This is a genomic window from Corynebacterium sp. (assembly GCF_052107835.1).
GTDB lineage: Bacteria > Actinomycetota > Actinomycetes > Mycobacteriales > Mycobacteriaceae > Corynebacterium.
Genome location: NZ_JBQEDF010000050.1, coordinates 9386 through 25243 on the forward strand (window position 1 = coordinate 9386; position 15858 = coordinate 25243).

Annotated in this window: 17 protein-coding genes; 7 read left to right on the plus strand and 10 right to left on the minus strand. The window is 66.9% G+C overall.

Going from position 1 to position 15858, the window contains the following annotated elements; all coding sequences use genetic code 11:
* From ACTIL2_RS11855 to ACTIL2_RS11870, 4 genes are all read right to left on the minus strand, one after another.
* The coding region (locus ACTIL2_RS11855; RefSeq protein WP_442337668.1) for a LysR family transcriptional regulator at window positions 1-803 on the minus strand (803 nt) is incomplete at its 3' end.
* A 29-nt stretch (window positions 804-832) separates the two neighbouring features.
* Complete coding sequence (locus ACTIL2_RS11860; protein WP_442337669.1) at window positions 833-3220, minus strand: HAD-IC family P-type ATPase; 2388 nt, start codon at window positions 3218-3220, stop codon at window positions 833-835.
* Window positions 3221-3224: 4 nt separating this feature from the next.
* The gene (locus ACTIL2_RS11865; RefSeq protein WP_442337670.1) at window positions 3225-4010 is read right to left on the minus strand and encodes an enoyl-CoA hydratase; all 786 of its coding nucleotides are present in this window, start codon (window positions 4008-4010) and stop codon (window positions 3225-3227) included.
* 121 nt (window positions 4011-4131) lie between these two features.
* Window positions 4132-4998: an aldo/keto reductase gene (locus tag ACTIL2_RS11870; RefSeq protein WP_442337671.1), complete on the minus strand. Its 867-nt coding sequence runs from the start codon at window positions 4996-4998 to the stop codon at window positions 4132-4134.
* 248 nt (window positions 4999-5246) lie between these two features.
* Here ACTIL2_RS11870 and ACTIL2_RS11875 point away from each other — a divergent pair, with 248 nt between their 5' ends.
* The 6 genes from ACTIL2_RS11875 to ACTIL2_RS11900 all read left to right on the plus strand — a co-directional run bounded on the left by ACTIL2_RS11875 (window position 5247) and on the right by ACTIL2_RS11900 (window position 9396).
* On the plus strand, window positions 5247-5549 hold the full coding sequence (locus ACTIL2_RS11875) for a helix-turn-helix transcriptional regulator (RefSeq protein WP_442337672.1): 303 nt from the start codon (window positions 5247-5249) through the stop codon (window positions 5547-5549).
* Window positions 5546-6061 carry a hypothetical protein gene (locus ACTIL2_RS11880; protein WP_442337673.1) on the plus strand — a complete coding sequence of 172 codons (516 nt, stop codon included), beginning with the start codon at window positions 5546-5548 and terminating at the stop codon, window positions 6059-6061. The genes ACTIL2_RS11875 and ACTIL2_RS11880 overlap by 4 nt, the downstream gene beginning before the upstream one ends.
* Before the next feature lie 137 nt (window positions 6062-6198).
* The gene (locus ACTIL2_RS11885; RefSeq protein WP_442337674.1) at window positions 6199-6624 is read left to right on the plus strand and encodes a hypothetical protein; all 426 of its coding nucleotides are present in this window, start codon (window positions 6199-6201) and stop codon (window positions 6622-6624) included.
* A 26-nt stretch (window positions 6625-6650) separates the two neighbouring features.
* On the plus strand, window positions 6651-7550 hold the full coding sequence (locus tag ACTIL2_RS11890) for an ABC transporter ATP-binding protein (RefSeq protein ID WP_442337675.1): 900 nt from the start codon (window positions 6651-6653) through the stop codon (window positions 7548-7550).
* Window positions 7547-8752: an ABC transporter permease gene (locus tag ACTIL2_RS11895; protein ID WP_442337676.1), complete on the plus strand. Its 1206-nt coding sequence runs from the start codon at window positions 7547-7549 to the stop codon at window positions 8750-8752. The genes ACTIL2_RS11890 and ACTIL2_RS11895 overlap by 4 nt, the downstream gene beginning before the upstream one ends.
* 98 nt (window positions 8753-8850) lie before the next feature.
* A complete protein-coding gene (locus tag ACTIL2_RS11900; RefSeq protein WP_442337677.1) occupies window positions 8851-9396 on the plus strand; it encodes a 2-oxo-4-hydroxy-4-carboxy-5-ureidoimidazoline decarboxylase in 546 nt (181 codons plus the stop codon).
* 20 nt (window positions 9397-9416) lie between these two features.
* Here the strand turns inward: ACTIL2_RS11900 and ACTIL2_RS11905 are convergent, their stop codons facing one another.
* Genes ACTIL2_RS11905 through ACTIL2_RS11920 form a run of 4 tightly spaced genes read right to left on the minus strand, consistent with a single transcriptional unit; the run spans window position 9417 to window position 14222 of the window.
* Entirely contained in the window at window positions 9417-11045 is a 1629-nt protein-coding gene (locus ACTIL2_RS11905) for a copper resistance CopC/CopD family protein (protein WP_442337678.1), read from the minus strand.
* 36 nt (window positions 11046-11081) lie between these two features.
* On the minus strand, window positions 11082-11900 hold the full coding sequence (locus ACTIL2_RS11910) for an ABC transporter ATP-binding protein (RefSeq protein ID WP_442337679.1): 819 nt from the start codon (window positions 11898-11900) through the stop codon (window positions 11082-11084).
* 11 nt (window positions 11901-11911) lie between these two features.
* Window positions 11912-12994 carry an ABC transporter permease gene (locus ACTIL2_RS11915; RefSeq protein ID WP_442337680.1) on the minus strand — a complete coding sequence of 361 codons (1083 nt, stop codon included), beginning with the start codon at window positions 12992-12994 and terminating at the stop codon, window positions 11912-11914.
* Between the two features lie 10 nt (window positions 12995-13004).
* Window positions 13005-14222 carry an ABC transporter substrate-binding protein gene (locus ACTIL2_RS11920; protein ID WP_442337681.1) on the minus strand — a complete coding sequence of 406 codons (1218 nt, stop codon included), beginning with the start codon at window positions 14220-14222 and terminating at the stop codon, window positions 13005-13007.
* A 209-nt stretch (window positions 14223-14431) separates the two neighbouring features.
* Here ACTIL2_RS11920 and ACTIL2_RS11925 point away from each other — a divergent pair, with 209 nt between their 5' ends.
* Window positions 14432-15139, plus strand: a complete 708-nt coding sequence (locus tag ACTIL2_RS11925; protein WP_442337682.1) for a YcnI family copper-binding membrane protein — start codon at window positions 14432-14434, stop codon at window positions 15137-15139.
* Here ACTIL2_RS11925 and ACTIL2_RS11930 read toward each other — a convergent pair.
* A complete protein-coding gene (locus ACTIL2_RS11930) occupies window positions 15114-15473 on the minus strand; it encodes an FKBP-type peptidyl-prolyl cis-trans isomerase (RefSeq protein WP_442337683.1) in 360 nt (119 codons plus the stop codon). The two genes, ACTIL2_RS11925 and ACTIL2_RS11930, sit on opposite strands and share 26 nt — an antisense overlap.
* A 155-nt stretch (window positions 15474-15628) precedes the next feature.
* On the minus strand, window positions 15629-15858 hold a 230-nt coding region (locus ACTIL2_RS11935), incomplete at its 5' end, for a citrate/2-methylcitrate synthase (RefSeq protein ID WP_442337684.1).

Sequence of the window (15858 nt, forward strand, 5' to 3'; positions counted from 1 at the left end):
ACCTTGATCTTCCGTACCGGCTGCACCCCGAAAAGCTCGGTCGGCTGCACAGGGGTGTCCGCCTCCCCCACCACCAGGTCGGGCAGCAGTGCGGCGGCGAGGCCGCGTTCCACCAGACGAAGCTGGAACAGGAGATCCGGCGCGACGAACTGCACCTGGGGTTCAAAGCCCATGTCGCGGCACACCCGCAGGGCCCATTCCGCCGAACTGTCCGTGGCCGGCTCCATCGCCCACGGCACACGGGAGAGGGACTCCAGGTCGGCCGGCACATGCGACGGCAGGTAGACGCGGATCGGGTCCTCGCCGATCACCGTCGAGGTGATGTCGCCCGCGGTCGGTTCGGGTGAACCGGGGTACGAGTCCGCGACCACCAGGTCGACCTGCTTCGCCGCCAACTGCACGACGGCCGCCGCAGGGTCGCCCATCTCGAAGACAACCCGCAACCGCGGGTACTCCGCGGCCAGCTCAGCCAGGGCGGCCGGCAGCACCACCCGGCTGATGGTCGAGAATGCGGCGATCCGGACGGTTCCCTGCGGTTCCCCCCGGTCCCGCGCGATGCTCGACGTCGCACGCTCCACCTCCTCCAGGATCCTGTCGGTGTGGACCACGAGTTTCTCCGCCGCAGGTGTCAGGCGGACCCCGCGACCGACGCGTTCCAGGAGCACGACCCCCACGTCCCGCTCAAGCTGAGACAGCTGCTGCGACACCGCGGAATGGCTGTAACTCATCGACCGTGCGGCCGCGCTCACGCCTCCGCGCAGCTTGACCTCGCGCAGTACCGTCAACCGGTGCAGATCCAACATGCGTCCAGCATAACCGGCGGCCAGGGGGCCTACCCGTCGCGTGACGCCCGCCACCGCGCCAGAACGCGGTGGACCACCTCGATCACCACGGCACCGCCGGCGCCGACCGCGAATCCGGTCACCATCAGTTCCGTGTCCCCGGTCTCCAGCAGCACAAGTTCGCGCAGGAACGGCACCGTGAAGATCAGCAGGTAACCGGCCACGCAGCAGGCCAGCAGCAGCACCTTCCAGATCACCAGGGGCCGCGCCACGATCCCCAGCACCCACAGGCCCATCACGATCAGGGCCAGCAGCACCGCCGTACCCGCCTCGTCCCGTTCCAGAACCGGGGCGTCCCCACCCGGGTACACCAGGATCCACATCACCACCGAGATCCCGCCGACCAGCAGGCCGGACGGCACCGCGAGCGACAGGACGCGCCCCACGAAGCCGTCACGGGGACGTTCGTTGTTCGGCGCCAGGGACAGGACGAACGCCGGGATGCCGATCGTGAACCAGCCGGTGATGGTCACGTGGATCGGCTGGAACGGGAAGGAGATCCCCAGCACCGCCACGACCAGCGCCAGCACCACCGAGTACACGGTCTTGGTCAGGAACAGGTTCGCGACGCGCTCGATGTTGCCGATCACCCGGCGCCCCTCACCCACCACCTTCGGCAGGGCAGAGAAGCGGTTGGTCAGCAGGACGAGCTGGGCCACACTCCGGGTCGCCGGCGCCCCGGCCCCCATCGCCACACCGATGTCGGCCTTCTTCAGCGCCAGGACGTCATTGACCCCGTCGCCGGTCATCGCGACCGTCCGGTCCGCCCGGTGCAGTGCCTCGACCATCTGCTGCTTCTGCTCCGGGCCGACCCGTCCGAACACGTTCGCCCGGGCGACTTCGGCGTCGAAGTCGTCCTGGTCCATGTCGGTCAGGTCCCGGGCGTCGACCGACACCAGGTCGCGGTCGGTCGCCCCCTTCGCGACGGCGGCGACGGAGTCCGGGTTGTCGCCGCTGATGATCTTCAGGTCCACGTGCTGCTCGTCGAAGAAGTCCAGTGTCTCGCGGGCATCGGGACGCAGGCGCTGGCGCAGGGTGACCAGTGCCGGATCATGCAGCGTCGGGGCGTCCCCCATGCCCGAGTCCTCGCCGGGAACCTCGAGTGCCCCGTCCACGCGCCCGAACGCGAGGACGCGCAGACCGTCGTCGCCGAACCGCCGCGCGGTGTCCGCCGCCTCACTGCCGCCGGTGAGCAGGACGTCCGGCGCCCCGAGGATCCACGCCCCCTCACCGTCAGCGCCGGAGGTCTGGAACCCCGAGTACTTCCACCGGGAGTTGAAGGGGATCTCGTCACCGACGAACGGGGTGGCGTCGTCGCCGGACAGCCCCTCGAGAATCGCCTCCGAGGTGGCGTTACGGTCCTCCTGGGACGCCACGAGCCGCACCAGCGACTCACGTACCTGCCCGGGGGCGTCCGTCCCGTCCGGACCGTGCACCCCGTCCAACTCCATCTCATTGGTGGTCAGCGTGCCGGTCTTGTCGGTGCAGACCGTGTCCACACGGGCCAGCCCCTCGATGGCCACCAGCTCATTGACCAGCGCCTTGTACTGGCCCAACCGGATCACCCCGGCAGCGAAGGCGATGGAGGTCATCAGGACCAGCCCCTCGGGGACCATCGGAACAATGGCCGCCGCCATCGACAGGATCGACTCCCTCAGGCCCGTGCCCGACCGGGAGAGCTGGGTCCAGATCGTGAGGATGCCGGTCGGGATCAGCAGCCAGGTGATCACCTTCAGGATGCTGTTGATGCCGCCCATCAGCACCGAATCAGTCAGGGAGAACTCGCTGGCCTGGGCGGCGAGTTTCGCGGCGTAGGCCTCGTCCCCCACCTTCTCCGCGCGGAAGATACCCGAGCCGCCGGTCACGAAGGACCCGGAGAGCAGTTCCTCCCCGGTCTCCTTGTGGACCACGTCGGATTCGCCGGTGAGCTGCGATTCGTCTACGGAGAAGTGTCCGGAAGCCACCGTGCCGTCCACCACGACCTCGTCGCCGGACCGCAGGACGATCAGGTCGTCCTGGACCACCTCGGACTGGTGGACGGTGATCCGCCCGCCGTCGCGCAGGACGGTCGGTTGCGCCTCCCCCACGATCCGCAGGTTCGCCAGCGTGCGCTTCGCGCGCAGTTCCTGGATGATTCCCACCGCCGAGTTCGCGATGATCAGCAGGGCGAAGGCCGCGTTGATCCACGACCCGGTGGACAGCACGATGACCGCCAGCACACCGAGGATCGCGTTGACCCGGGTGAAGACGTTCGCGCGGACGATCTGCCACACGCTGCGCCCGGTACTGCGACGCACTTCATTGGTGCGGCCGTCGCGGACGCGCTGCCGGACCTCGGCAGCGGTCAGGCCGGTGAGAGTCTCCGTTGTCCCACTCATGGCGCTACTTCCCCTCGAACACCGGGGCCCGCTTCTCCGCCCGCGCCGCGCGGGCCTCGGAGGCGTCCTGACTGATCCAGCACGCGCCGCCGAGGTAGTCGATCGTGGCGGCGAGTTCCTCATCGGGTTCGGGGTTGTTCATCACCATCTTGAAGTGCTGCATCGGCATCGGTGCGAGGCCGGAGATGGTGCGCGCCAGTTCCAGGGCGGCGTTTCCGTCCCCACCCTGGATGGCGAACCCGTTGGCCACGGCCTGTTGCTGGGTGACTTTCGCACCGGCGATCAGGACGTTGCGCGCGACCGCGCCACCGAGCAGTTCCACGGCCCGGTGGATCGTCCACTTGTCCAGGCTGAACCCGTGGTTGACCGCCGGAACCCAGACCTGGGCGTCCGGCCCCATGACCCGCAGGTCACAGGAGAGCACGAGCTGGCAGCCCGCCCCGACCGCCGGGCCCTGCACGTCCGCGATGACCGGGACGGGCAGGTCGGAGATGGTGGTGATCATCCGTTCGACGGTGGCGAAGAACCCTGCGGCGTAGGCGCCGCCCTTCAGGTTCGCCCCGGCGCAGAACGCCGGCCCCTCGCCGCGGATCAGGATGGCGCGAACCGGGGCCGCACCGTCGGCACTGTCCCCGCTTCCCTCGTCCACGAGCCGTTCCAGCGTATCGGCGATGGCGGTGCACAGGTCCGCGTCCAGCGCATTGCGCCGTTCCGGGCGGCACAGGGTCAGCAGCGCGACCTTGCCGTCCCGCTCAATCCTGAGACCCGTACCTTCTGTTCCTGCCGCCATGACCTTCTCACCTCTCACCGTGTGTGATAACTCTCCCATTGTCCCCCAAAGTATGGGCGGAGGTGAGCCGGGAGTCACCAGGGGCTGGCGACAGGGGTGGTCCCCCTACCCGGTCCCGGACTCAGGAGTCGCGCGGGTCGGCGCCGACGCGTCCCGCAGCGGCCCCGTCGTCGTCGAGGGCGGTGATGGCGGCGATCTCGTCAGCGGTGAGCTGGAAGCCGTCGACATCGAGGTTCTCGCGGACGCGCTCCGGCTTGCTGGATCGCGGGAACACCACGATGCCCTGCTGCAGGTGCCACCGGATGATGACCTGCGCCGAAGTGGCGCCGTGCTTCTCGGCGATACCCGTGACCACGGGGTTGTCCAGCAGACCACGGCCCAACGGCGTCCATGCCTCGGTGACGATACCGCGCTTCTCGTTGTCGCGGCGCTGGTCGGCCTGGGAGAAGCCGGGGTGGAGCTCGATCTGGTTGACCGCCGGGACGACACCGGTGGCGTCGATGATGTCGTCGAGGACCTCCGGGTAGAAGTTCGACACACCGATGGAGGTGGCCTTCCCCTCCGCACGGATCTCCACCAGCCCCTTCCAGGCGTCGACGAAACGGCCTTCCTGCTTGGCGGGCCAGTGGATCAGGTACAGGTCGACGTGGTCCAGGCCGAGGTTGGACAGCGAGGTGTCGATGGCCTTCTTCGCTTCGTCGGTCCCCTGGTCGGAGTTCCACAGCTTGGTGGTGATGAACAGGTCGTCGCGGGTGACCTCCCCATCGGCGACGGCGTCGGCGACGGCGCGTCCCACGTCCTGCTCGTTGCCGTAGATGGCTGCAGTGTCGATGTGCCGTGCACCTGCGGTGATGGCGGCGCGGACGGAGGTGTAGGCATCCTCGGGGGCGAGCTCCCAGACGCCGAGGCCGAGCTGGGGGATTTCGTGGCCGTCGTTGAGGGTGACTGGTGTGGTCTTCGAATCTGTATGCGTATCAGTATGTGTCATGTCCACCAGCGTAGGACGCTGTGCCCGGCCATGCATTGATCGATTCACGGGTACTGCAACCGCGGATGCAGTAGCTCCCTGCGCAGCATTGACTGCGAACCCGCGGATTCGCGCTCACACACAAGGGGCGGAAGCCATCACGGATTCCGCCTCCCACTGCCGCCGTATCGGCCAAAACGAGATGGATCCCGACCCAGTCGACTAACTCACCATTGACAAACTGTTGGGTTTATACAACACTTTGTGGCATGTCCCCGAAGAAGAAGCCTTCTGAGTCGATCCACAACCGGATCCGTGTGCTCAGGGCCGAGCGGGACATGTCACGGGCAGAGCTCGCGCAGTACCTCGATGTCAATCCCCAGACCGTGGGCGCACTGGAACGCGGCGACCACTCCCCCAGCCTCGACCTGGCGTTCCGGGTGTGCGAGACCTTCGGCCTGCCGGTCGAGGCCGTGTTCAGCCGCACGGAATTCTCCCCCATGTCCACCGAGATGTACCCGACCGCCGCCACGTCGTCCCAGACGCAGCCCGACCGGAAGGACCAGCCATGAACCGCCCCGTTCCTCGTATCGTCCGGCAGCGGAACCGTCTGACGTTGATCGCGGACCTCGGTATTGCCGTAATGGTCCTGGGTGTTGCTCTCCAGATACCCCAGCCGGACATCGCCTTCTGGTTCTGGATCCTCGGCGGTCTGGTGTCCGGGGTGAGCACGCTCGGCTTGCGCCGGAGCATTCGCCATCAGGACCAGCGCCCTGCGGAAGAACTCGACGAGTACGAGCTGCAACGCCGACTCGACGCGCAAGCATCCGCCCTCAGATGGAGCACAGGCATATTCATGCTGATGTTCTTCTGCATGGCCGTCCTGACTCTGGTTCTCCGGATGACCCACGAAGACGATACCGAGGTTTACCTCAATGCGCTGCTCTCCGCTGGCTTCGCCTGCTGCACCGCGTTGTACTTCATTCAGCTCATCCAACTCAAAGGCATCGCAGGCAGCATGAACCGCGACATCCTGATCTCCGGGGACGCCAGCACGGAATCCGAGGCGGTGCACTCACGATGAGCGTGTTCACCGGGTTGAACAACTGGTTCATAGGAAGAACTGAGCGACAGGCAGCGAAATGGCACCAACGCAGCGAAAGCATGGCGTCCTCCCTTCCCACATGGCGGACCGAGGGCCGGGTCCGACTGTTAATCAGGGTGTTCGTCGCAAACCTGGCCTTCGGCATTATCACCGGAGTCGTTCAGATCTTCTGGTTCCCCTTCATTATCGCCTGGCTGGTTTTCACTGTTGTCGGCTGCACCAGCTGGACAATGCTGCGCATAGTGATCAACACGCGTGACGTTGCGCCCGCCGACGAGCTCGACGAGTACGAGGCCGAGATCGTCCGCGCCTGGCAGGCCACCGCGTACGGGTACTTCACGATGTTCACCCTCGCCGTCGCGTTCTACATGGTTTTTCTCCCCGCGTTCAGCCCCGCCGAACTCGCGCACTGGGTCTACAGCGGAGGCTTGTTCACCGCCCTCGGCATCATGGCGATCATCGCCATGCCCACCATCGCCTACGCCACCACCTTCGGGCCCGTCCCACCACCAGATTCCACCGATAGCGAACCCACCGACTAACCACCCATCAACCAGAGGAGCTCCCCATGCCCACCCTGGAACTCGACCACCTCAACAAAACCTTCGGCAGCGGAGACTCCGCAGTCCAGGCTCTGACCGACATGACCTTCACCGTCAACCCCGGCGAGGTCTACGGCTTCGTCGGGTCCAATGGCGCCGGCAAGTCCACGGCGATGCGCATCGCCCTCGGCGTCCTGTCCGCCGACTCGGGCGAGGCCCGGGTCGACGGCGTCCGCGTCAACGACGACATCCGACGCACCATCGGGTACATGCCCGAGGAACGCGGACTCTACGACAAGGAGAAGATCGCCGACCAACTCGTCTTCTTCGGGCGTATCCATGGCCTCACCAAGCAGGCCGCGACACAGTCCACCGAGGAACTCCTGGAGCAGCTCGGACTGACGGAGCGCGCCGAATCCAAGCTCGAGGAACTGTCGCTGGGTAACCAGCAGCGCGTCCAACTCGCCGCATCCCTGGTCCACGGTCCCGAACTCCTGATCCTCGACGAGCCATTCAGCGGCCTCGACCCCGTCGCCGTCAACGTGATGAGTGAGTTGCTCCTGCAGAAAGCGTCGGAAGGTGTGCCGGTCCTGTTCTCCTCTCACCAGCTCGACCTGGTGCAACGTCTGTGCGATCGGGTCGGAATCATCACCCACGGACAGATGCGTGCCGAAGGCAGCGTCGATGACCTACGCAACACCGGCCCCATCCTCTACGAGGTGAAGACCACCGCCCGCGACTGGTACCCGCAGGAGACCAGCGTGGTCGAGGCCACCGACAGCTCCGTCATCCTCGACGCCAGTTCGGCGGGGGACGGCATCGACCAACAGATACTCCAGGCCGCCATGAACTCCGGCCCCGTCCACGGCTTCGCCCGCCGTACCCCCGACCTGACCGAACTGTTCAAGGAGGTCGTCTCAGCATGAGTACCCAGACCACACCGAAGTACTCCCGGTCCAGCGCCATCGGCACGGTCACCCAGCGCGAGATCCAGGTCGCGATGAAGAACAAGGGCCTGATCGCCACGTTCATCATCATGTTCGTCGGGGTCATCGTCGGCGTTGTCCTCCTCAACGTCTTCTCCGGGGATGACAGCGACAACCCCGAACTCGTTGTCACCGGCACCGAGTCCTCGTTGGTCTCCGAGATCGCAGGGGACAGTGTGGACGTCAACGACGTCGATGACCGCGACGCAGCAGTCTCTGCGGTGGAAGACGGGAAGGACGCTGCCCTCGTCTACAGCGACGCCGACGGATTCGAGCTGATCAGCGACGGCGAGCCAGACCCCGCTATCTCTGCGGGCGCCCAGGCTGCCGCGTCCACCATCGCCCAGAATGAGGCGCTGACATCGGTGGGGGTGGACCCGGAGGAATTCTCTTCAGCGCTCCCCGATGCCACGCTCAACACTGTCGATCTCTCCAGCGATTCACAGGAGGACGAGAATCTCCCGGGTGTGGTCGTCACGATGATCGGTACCGCAGTGCTGCTGACGTTCATCATGACCTTCGCCGGAAACGTCGGTGGACGGGTCACCGAGGAGAAATCATCCCGTGTGGTCGAGATCATCCTCGCCACGATCCGTCCGATGGACCTCCTCGTCGGCAAGGTGCTGGCGATGCTCGTCGTCGGTTTCGTGTGTACCGCCGTGATCCTCGTCGCCGCTTTCGCCGGTTTGGGCATGACCGGAATGCTGGACGAGTTCTCCGTCGATGCCGGGACGGTCGTCATCCTCCTGGTCGCCTACATTCTCGGCATGCTGTTCTTCAGCTCCCTGTACGCCGCCGCCGGGGCGTTGGTCAGTAAGGCGGAGGACCTGAACAGCACCCAGACGCCAGCTATGATCCTGTGGTTCGCCGCACTTTTCCCGCCCTTCTACGGCTTCGCTGCCCTGGACTCGACCATCATGCAGGTCCTGGCGTGGATTCCCCCGATGTCGATGGGAGTTGCACCGATGCAGTACGCCGCGGGGAACTGGGACCTGGCGACGTTCCTCGCCTCCTACGCCGTGTTCGCCGTAGCAACCGTTCTGATCATGCTGCTCGTCGCCCGCATCTACCGCGGGTCCATCCTGAACAACGGCAAGAGAATGAGCTGGATGGCGGCCATCAACTCCGGGGCGAAGAACTGAACCCTCCCCGGCGGGCGGTGAACCCTGTGAGACCCAGGAACCAGGGGATTCACCACCGCGTAACGGGAAGGAAATAGGCCGAAGGTTACCTGGGAACCATGATCGAAACAGACACCGCCACAGCAGACACCATCGCACCCACGCGCACGGCCACCCCGTTCCACACCACCATCGCCGACATCAATCAGATGACCCCCACCCAGGTGGCGGCAATGGTCGGCGATCTCCTCTACAGTCCGCAGCTCGGCGAGGCGGTCGCCACCGCCATGCCATTCCGCAACCTGGAGCACCTGCTGGACTCCGCCCACCGCGAACTGCTGCGCCTCCCCCGGGTCGAGGTCCTCACCAGTATCAAGGCGCACCCGGTCCTCGGGCAGAAGACCACGGACATCTACTCCCGGGAGGAGCAGTCGTTCATCCTGGAGTCGCCACCTGAAGTGCTCACTCAGATAGCGGACCTGTGCCGGCGCTACGAGGAGCGCTTCCACCACCTCTTCCTCGTCTGTGCCCAGGGCATCGGCGGTCACGAGGTCCTGCGGCTGCTCCAGCGCCGGCTCGACAACCCCACCGTCACCGAATGGGAGACCACCGTGCGCGAACTGGGCAGGATCAACATCCTGCGGCTGCGCTCGGTGGTGAAGTAGCGGCCGTCGTGTCGTAACGGTCACACCACGTCGAGGGGTACGGCGACCACGTACTGCTCGAAGGTGTCCACGGTCATCTCGATGGTCGCCACCCACCGTCCCGTCGACGGCACATTCACCGACGAGCTGACGAACGTCACCGGTGTCGACGCCGCCTCCCCGATCGCGCCCGGCAGACGCATGGGAACGTCCACCGGCAGATCCCCGACTCCCCCGGCGCCCCGCGCCAGGGTGATGCCGACATCCTGCGGGAGGGGGTCGTTGCGTCCCGCGTCCGGACGCACCGCCGTGACGCGGAAGGACGCGGGCCCCTGCCGCAACGGGCCCGCATCCACCGTGAGCTCGTAGGGCCCCGCCGTAACCCGTTCGGTCACGGTCGGCGCGTAGTCCACCTTGGCCGGGGTGACCGAGGAGAGCACGCCCGACACCGCGAACACCAGGCTGGCGACGACAGCCTCGGTCCGGATGCCCCTCACGAGTCTCCACGCGCTGCCGCCACCTCCACGGATGCGGAGGAACCCCCTGACACCGAAGGCCACGACCACCCCGACCAAGACCAGCTTCACCAGGAGGACCACGCCGTAGTCGGTGCTCAGGAGCGCCCCGGGGAAACGGACCTGGCCCACCGCCTGGAGGAACCCCGAGACCAGGACCACCACCACACAGGTTCCGGCGTACAGCGACCACCGTGGCAGACGACGGAGCTGCGGCCCGGTCAACCGGTGGCGCAACAGGAGCCAGCCCAGCGTCCCCAGACCGCCGAGCCATGCGGTGGCCCCGAGCACGTGCAGCAGCGTCGAGGTGAACTGCCATCCCGCCCCCGCCCCACCGTGGCCGTTCGCCACCACGGAACCACAGGCCACCACCGCCGATACCGCGAAGGCGGCACCACTGATCCTCGGTACCCACAGGGCACGGGTCGGAGTCCCCGCCGCGAGCCCTGTGGCGGACACCGCGGCAACGCCGAGCGCGACCAACCGCAGTCCGACGGACAACCCGTACATCGAGCCCAGCAGATCCCACAGTCCCCGCCATGACGCCCCGTCCTCCGTGGACGCCAACCAGAGATGGTGGCCTATGACCTGCACCACCGAGGCCGCAGCAACGATGCCCGCCCCCGCTCGCGCCGCACGGCGTCCCGCACGCAGTTCGCCTCGCCCGCCCCCCAGCAGGAGAATCACCGGCAGGACGCCGAACGTCACCGCCAGGCCCATGTAGACCAGGGCCTTGACCACCCCGGTGACCACCGTCAGCCACGTGTCCGGCACCGGTGCCTCCGGTTCAGCGGTCGTACCGACCGGTGCCCCGTACCCGAACTGGAGCGACCCCCCGACCGGGTGGCTGTCCGCGGACACGAGGCTCCAGCTCACGATGTAGGCGCCACGGGGAAGATCTTCGGGCAGGGGCACGGTGAGCTCGGTCCCGGATCCGTCGAGCGTGGGTTCGGCGGTCTCCAGGTGCTCGCCGGTGTCGTCGATGACTGTCGCCCCCGACAGCGTGACGACCTCATCGAGGATCACCCGCACCTCGTCCGGTGGCCCGTCCTGGTCATCGAACACCTGGCCGTTGTTCGGGGACGTCGCCATCACCGTGGCGTGGGCGTCCGCCGCCGGCGTGGTGAGCCACGACAGTGCAGCAGCGAAACCCACGGCCACGACGGTTGCGGCGAGGAGACGCGACAACCGTCAGCCCCGTTCCGGGTCAGTCGCGTCAGCGTTGTCGGTGGCGCCTGCAGTGTCGGCGTCCAGCAGATCGAGGATCGTCGACCGCAACTCCACGAATGCTGTGTCCGACTGGTCGCGCGGGCGCTCGAGTCCGACCTCGATCACGGAGCGGACCTGCGCCGGGCGGGGGGAGAACACCACGATCCGGTCGGCGAGCAGAATCGCCTCGCTGACGTCGTGGGTGACCAGCACCGCAGTGAACCGGCGCTGCTCCCACAGCGAGGCCAACTCACCCTGCAGGACGCGCCTGGTCAGCGCGTCCAACTTCCCCAGCGGTTCGTCCAGCAGCAGCACCGACGGGTCCCCCACCAGTGCACGCGCCAGGGCGGCCCGCTGCGCCATGCCGCCCGACAACTGCGCCGGCCACGCCTCCGCGAAGTCCGTGAGGTTCACCAGGCGCAGAGCCTCGTCGATCCTGTCCTGGGAACCGGCCAGTTCGCCACGGGCCTGCGGACCGACGGCCACATTCTGGCGCACGGTGCGCCACGGGAAGAGCGTCGGGTCCTGGAACACCAGCGCCCGGTCGGGATCTGGTTTCCGGACTGGAACACCGTCCACGTACACCTTCCCGAACAACGGCCGGTCGAGTCCCGCGAGCAGGCGCAGCAACGTCGATTTCCCCGAACCACTGGGACCGACCAGGGCGATGAACTCACCGGGTCTGGCCGACACGGACACGTCATCGAGCACCGGCAGGTCCCGGCGGCCGCTGCGGAACGCCTGGGTGACCCCCACGACGTCCAGGGCGGCTCCGCGGTCCGACCGCGTCCTACGGTTCACCTGTTCTCCCGTCACCATCGGGTCAACTCCTTCTCCCACCGCAACGCCCAGCTGCGGATCCGGAACAGCAGTGTCAGTGCGGCGCCGCAGATCACCACCAGGACGATGATCCCGGCGTAGAGCCCGTTGAAGTCGCCCCAGCTCTTCTTCCACGTCAGATACCAGCCGATCCCCGAGTTCACCCCGAAGTTCTCGGCGACCACAAGACTCGCGAAGGACGCGCCGAGCGCCATGAACACCCCGGTCAGGATGTTCGGCAGGGCCGCAGGAAGGCTGACGCGGAACACCAGGAACCACCCGCGTGCACCCAGGGTCTGTGCAACGTCGAAGTACGGGCGGGGGACGCCGAGCACACCAGCCCGGGTCAGGACAGCCACCGGGAACCACACACTCAGTGCGATCATGAAGACCGCCCCGGAGAACGCGGACGGTGCGAGGACGAAGACGATCGGCACCCAGGCCAACGTGGGCACCGGACCGATGAAGATCAGGATCGGATGCACCCAGTAGTTCGCCGCCTGGAACCATCCGATCGTCACGCCGGTCACCAGGCCGGAGGCCAGACCGACCAGGAACCCGACAATGAGCAGCAGCATCGAGTTGCCCACGCTGCCGAACAGGAGCCCGGCGTCGTTCCACAGCACCGCGGCTATCTCCTGCGGGGCGACGAAGTACGGCGGCGACAGTATCTCCGCCTTCGCGGTGGTGAGCTCCCACACGAGAAGCCAGAGGCCGGACCCCAGCACCCAGGCCGAACCATTGCTCACCCGCCGGTGCGCCCACTCCCCGGCGCGGGTCACGGCCAGGAGCCACAGTGCGCTCCAGGCTGCGGCGACGACCACGCCACCGACCAGGGCGAAGACCGCGGCGTCCTCGAGATTCTCGACATTGCGCTGCGGCAGGTCCGCACTGTTCGGCACGAACCACGAGACCAGGGAGAACAGCACCCACGCGGCGATTCCGGACGCAGCCACCAGAGGGTTTATCCGGTCGGGGTGCACCACCTTCTCGAGTGCGCCGTGGATCCTGCGGGCATCGACCGTGGTGGAGGAACCGGAGGACGGTGCGGTGGCGGGGTGTGTGGCGGTGACCATGGAGTCCTCCTCAGAACGTCAGGCCCAGGTCCACGAAGGACTGGTCCGCGAGTGTGGCGGCGTTCGTGTCGGAGGGCAGGAACCCGGTCTTGATGTACTTCTCGATTCCGGGCTGCAGGACCTCCTTGAGTCCCTTCGGGGAAGGATCGAAGGTCAGTGTCTTCAGCACCGGGATGATCTCCTCCTTCGTCCCTGCCACGTAGTTCCCGTCCGCCTGGATCTCCGCGATCTCCTCCAGGTGCTGGCCGACGTAGCGGGAACCGTCCGACCACGCACTGACCAGCTTTCCCGCCGTCACCGGATCCTCGGTGACGAAGTCCTGGTTCAGCACCACCGCACAGCAGGGCTGGTCGGCGTTCCGGCTGAGCCTGTCGGCGCTGTTGTTGTTGGAGACGAGTTTCGCCCAGCCCTGGTCCACGGCCTCGATGATCGGGAGGAATCCACCTTCATGGGCAACGGCGTCCACACGCCCGTCCTTGAGTGCCTGCGGCAGCAGGTCCTGCGAGCCGAGGACCACCCACTCGACCTCCCCGGAGTCCGGGCTGGAATTGATGCCGGCGTCGAGGAGATCCAGCGAGAAGTAGTTCGTCGCCGAGCCCTGCAGGTCGCTGACACCGATCCTCTTGCCACGGAGGTCCTCCACCTTGTCGATGTCGCCGTCAGTCAGGGCGTAGAGGTCCAGGCAGCCGAAGTGCAGGCCACCGGAGAGTTTCACCGGGGTGCCGTTGTAGATCGGCCCCAGGTAGTTGAAGAAGATTCCGTTGGACGCCGCGTAGGTGCCTGACCCGACCGCCGAGACAACGTCCTCCCCGTCACCGGTCTTCTTCAGGGACACGTTGAGACCCGCCTTCTCGAAGAGACCCAGCTCGTACGCGGCCACCAGCGGCGCTTCGCAGGCACCGCTGGGGGCGGTGATCTTGATCTCACGGTCAGCCCACGAGTTGGTGACCTGCAGTCCGCTGGCTGTGGTGGTGTCGTTGTCCCTGCTCCTCAGGAACCAGACGGAGCCCAGGCCGGCCGCGGCGACCGCTGCCGCCCCCACCCCGATCCCGGTGAGGAGTTTCCTCCGTGAGACGCCCTTGGGACCGTTGGGGCCGGGCTCCTCGGGAGTGTCCGCTGAATCGTCGTTCGGGGAACCGTCATCCACGATCCGGGCGCCGCTCGGCAGGATTGCGCCGTCATCGTTGTCGACGCCGTCATTGTTGCCGGAATTGCTGCCGTCACTCATCGTATTCCCCGGTTCCTGGTGGTGGTGTCCTCTTGGTGCTGGTCAGAGAAACAATTCCAGCGCCTTACCGGGATCGTCAACGGAAAGAGCCATGGTGAAACTTACGGCGAATGAAACCCGTCCGGCACAGTCCCCCGAGGGGTTACGGTTATCGCCACCGGCCATACCCAGAAAGAAGCTGCCCCTTGTCTGAGTCCACTGGGTGTCACGTGCCCGCGTCCCCGCGGCCGCCGTGGCGCTCCCTGCACCCGCGCTCCGCGGTGACCGGCCTCGCGGTCACCGCCCTGGGCGCGATTCTCTCCGCCCCGACCGCGCTCGCCCACGTCAGCGCCGAGGCCGAAACCCCCGAACAGGGTGCACACTCGGTGATCACCTTCCGCGTTCCGACGGAGTCCGATTCCGCCCGCACGGTGGGACTCGACGTCGCGCTGCCCACCGGTCCGCCCCTGGCGTCCGTCCAGGTCGAGCCGGTTCCCGGATGGGACGCCGAGATCATCCGGGACGGAGAGAATTCCTCACCCACCAGGATCGTGTGGACGGCGACCGACGGGGGCGCGGGGCCGGATGAGTTCGTGCGTTTCCCCGTGTCGGCCGGTCCACTCCCCGAGCAGGACTCACTGGCGCTACCCGCCGTCCAGCACTACTCGGACGGATCGGACGTGGAATGGACGCAGCAGGTTGCCACGGGTGCGGACGGTGAAGAAAGCGCGGAGCCCGACCGTCCCGCCCCGGTGATCGCCCTCTCCCCCGCGTCCGACTCCGGTGCCGGTGAACAGCAGTCCACCGCAGCCGAATCCTCCGGTGACTCCCCCGGCCCACTCCCCTGGATCGCCGTGGGCCTCGCCGCCACCGCGCTGCTGCTCGCCGCAGCGGCAGTGGCCGTCGCCGTGGTTACCTGGCGTCGACCAGGTCGATGATGAAGACCAGGGTGCGTCCGGCCAGGGGGTTGCCGGCACCGGCGGGGCCGTAGGCCAGCTCCGGGGGGATGGTGAGCTTGCGGCGGCCGCCGACCTTCATGCCGGGGATGCCGTCCTGCCAGCCCTGGATGAGCCCGGCGAGCGGGAATTCGATGGTCTGCCCACGGTCCCAGGAGGAGTCGAACTCCTGGCCGGACTCGTAGTCCACGCCCACGTAGTGCACCTCGACCATGCCACCGGACACGGCCTCCGCGCCCTCACCGACGGTGATGTCCTCGATGAGCAGCTCAGACGGCGCGGGGCCGGACTGGGGATCGATGGTGGGCTTGCTCATGGGTTAACTCCTCGTCGTCGGTGCCGCCGGCTGCTGCCGGTGACGTCACTTCAGTAATGCTAACCCGCTCATCTTAGCAGCACGCGCAGAAAACCCGGCGACCGCCGAAGCGGTGGCCGGGCTCAATGGTGCAGGCGGGACGTCCGGGACGGCACCTAGCGCTTGTCGCGCGGGACGAACTCCCGCAGGGTCTCGCCGGTGTAGATCTGGCGCGGACGGTTGATCTTCGCCGACGGGTCGTTGACCTGCTCCAGGTAGTGGGCGATCCAGCCGGGGATGCGCCCCATGGCGAACAGGACGGTGAAGAACTCCGCCGGGAAGCCCATGGCGCGGTAGATCAGGCCGGTGTAGAAGTCCACGTTCGGGTACAGCTTGCGGGAGATGA

What these genes read in the sequence shown, in the direction of transcription:
- ACTIL2_RS11860 (WP_442337669.1), bottom strand. Translation starts at nt 3,220, where the DNA reads ATGAGTGGGACAACGGAGACTCTCACCGGCCTGACCGCTGCCGAGGTC.
- ACTIL2_RS11865 (WP_442337670.1), bottom strand. Translation starts at nt 4,010, where the DNA reads ATGGCGGCAGGAACAGAAGGTACGGGTCTCAGGATTGAGCGGGACGGC.
- ACTIL2_RS11870 (WP_442337671.1), bottom strand. Translation starts at nt 4,998, where the DNA reads ATGACACATACTGATACGCATACAGATTCGAAGACCACACCAGTCACC.
- ACTIL2_RS11875 (WP_442337672.1), top strand. Translation starts at nt 5,247, where the DNA reads ATGTCCCCGAAGAAGAAGCCTTCTGAGTCGATCCACAACCGGATCCGT.
- ACTIL2_RS11880 (WP_442337673.1), top strand. Translation starts at nt 5,546, where the DNA reads ATGAACCGCCCCGTTCCTCGTATCGTCCGGCAGCGGAACCGTCTGACG.
- ACTIL2_RS11890 (WP_442337675.1), top strand. Translation starts at nt 6,651, where the DNA reads ATGCCCACCCTGGAACTCGACCACCTCAACAAAACCTTCGGCAGCGGA.
- ACTIL2_RS11895 (WP_442337676.1), top strand. Translation starts at nt 7,547, where the DNA reads ATGAGTACCCAGACCACACCGAAGTACTCCCGGTCCAGCGCCATCGGC.
- ACTIL2_RS11900 (WP_442337677.1), top strand. Translation starts at nt 8,851, where the DNA reads ATGATCGAAACAGACACCGCCACAGCAGACACCATCGCACCCACGCGC.
- ACTIL2_RS11915 (WP_442337680.1), bottom strand. Translation starts at nt 12,994, where the DNA reads ATGGTCACCGCCACACACCCCGCCACCGCACCGTCCTCCGGTTCCTCC.
- ACTIL2_RS11920 (WP_442337681.1), bottom strand. Translation starts at nt 14,222, where the DNA reads ATGAGTGACGGCAGCAATTCCGGCAACAATGACGGCGTCGACAACGAT.
- ACTIL2_RS11930 (WP_442337683.1), bottom strand. Translation starts at nt 15,473, where the DNA reads ATGAGCAAGCCCACCATCGATCCCCAGTCCGGCCCCGCGCCGTCTGAG.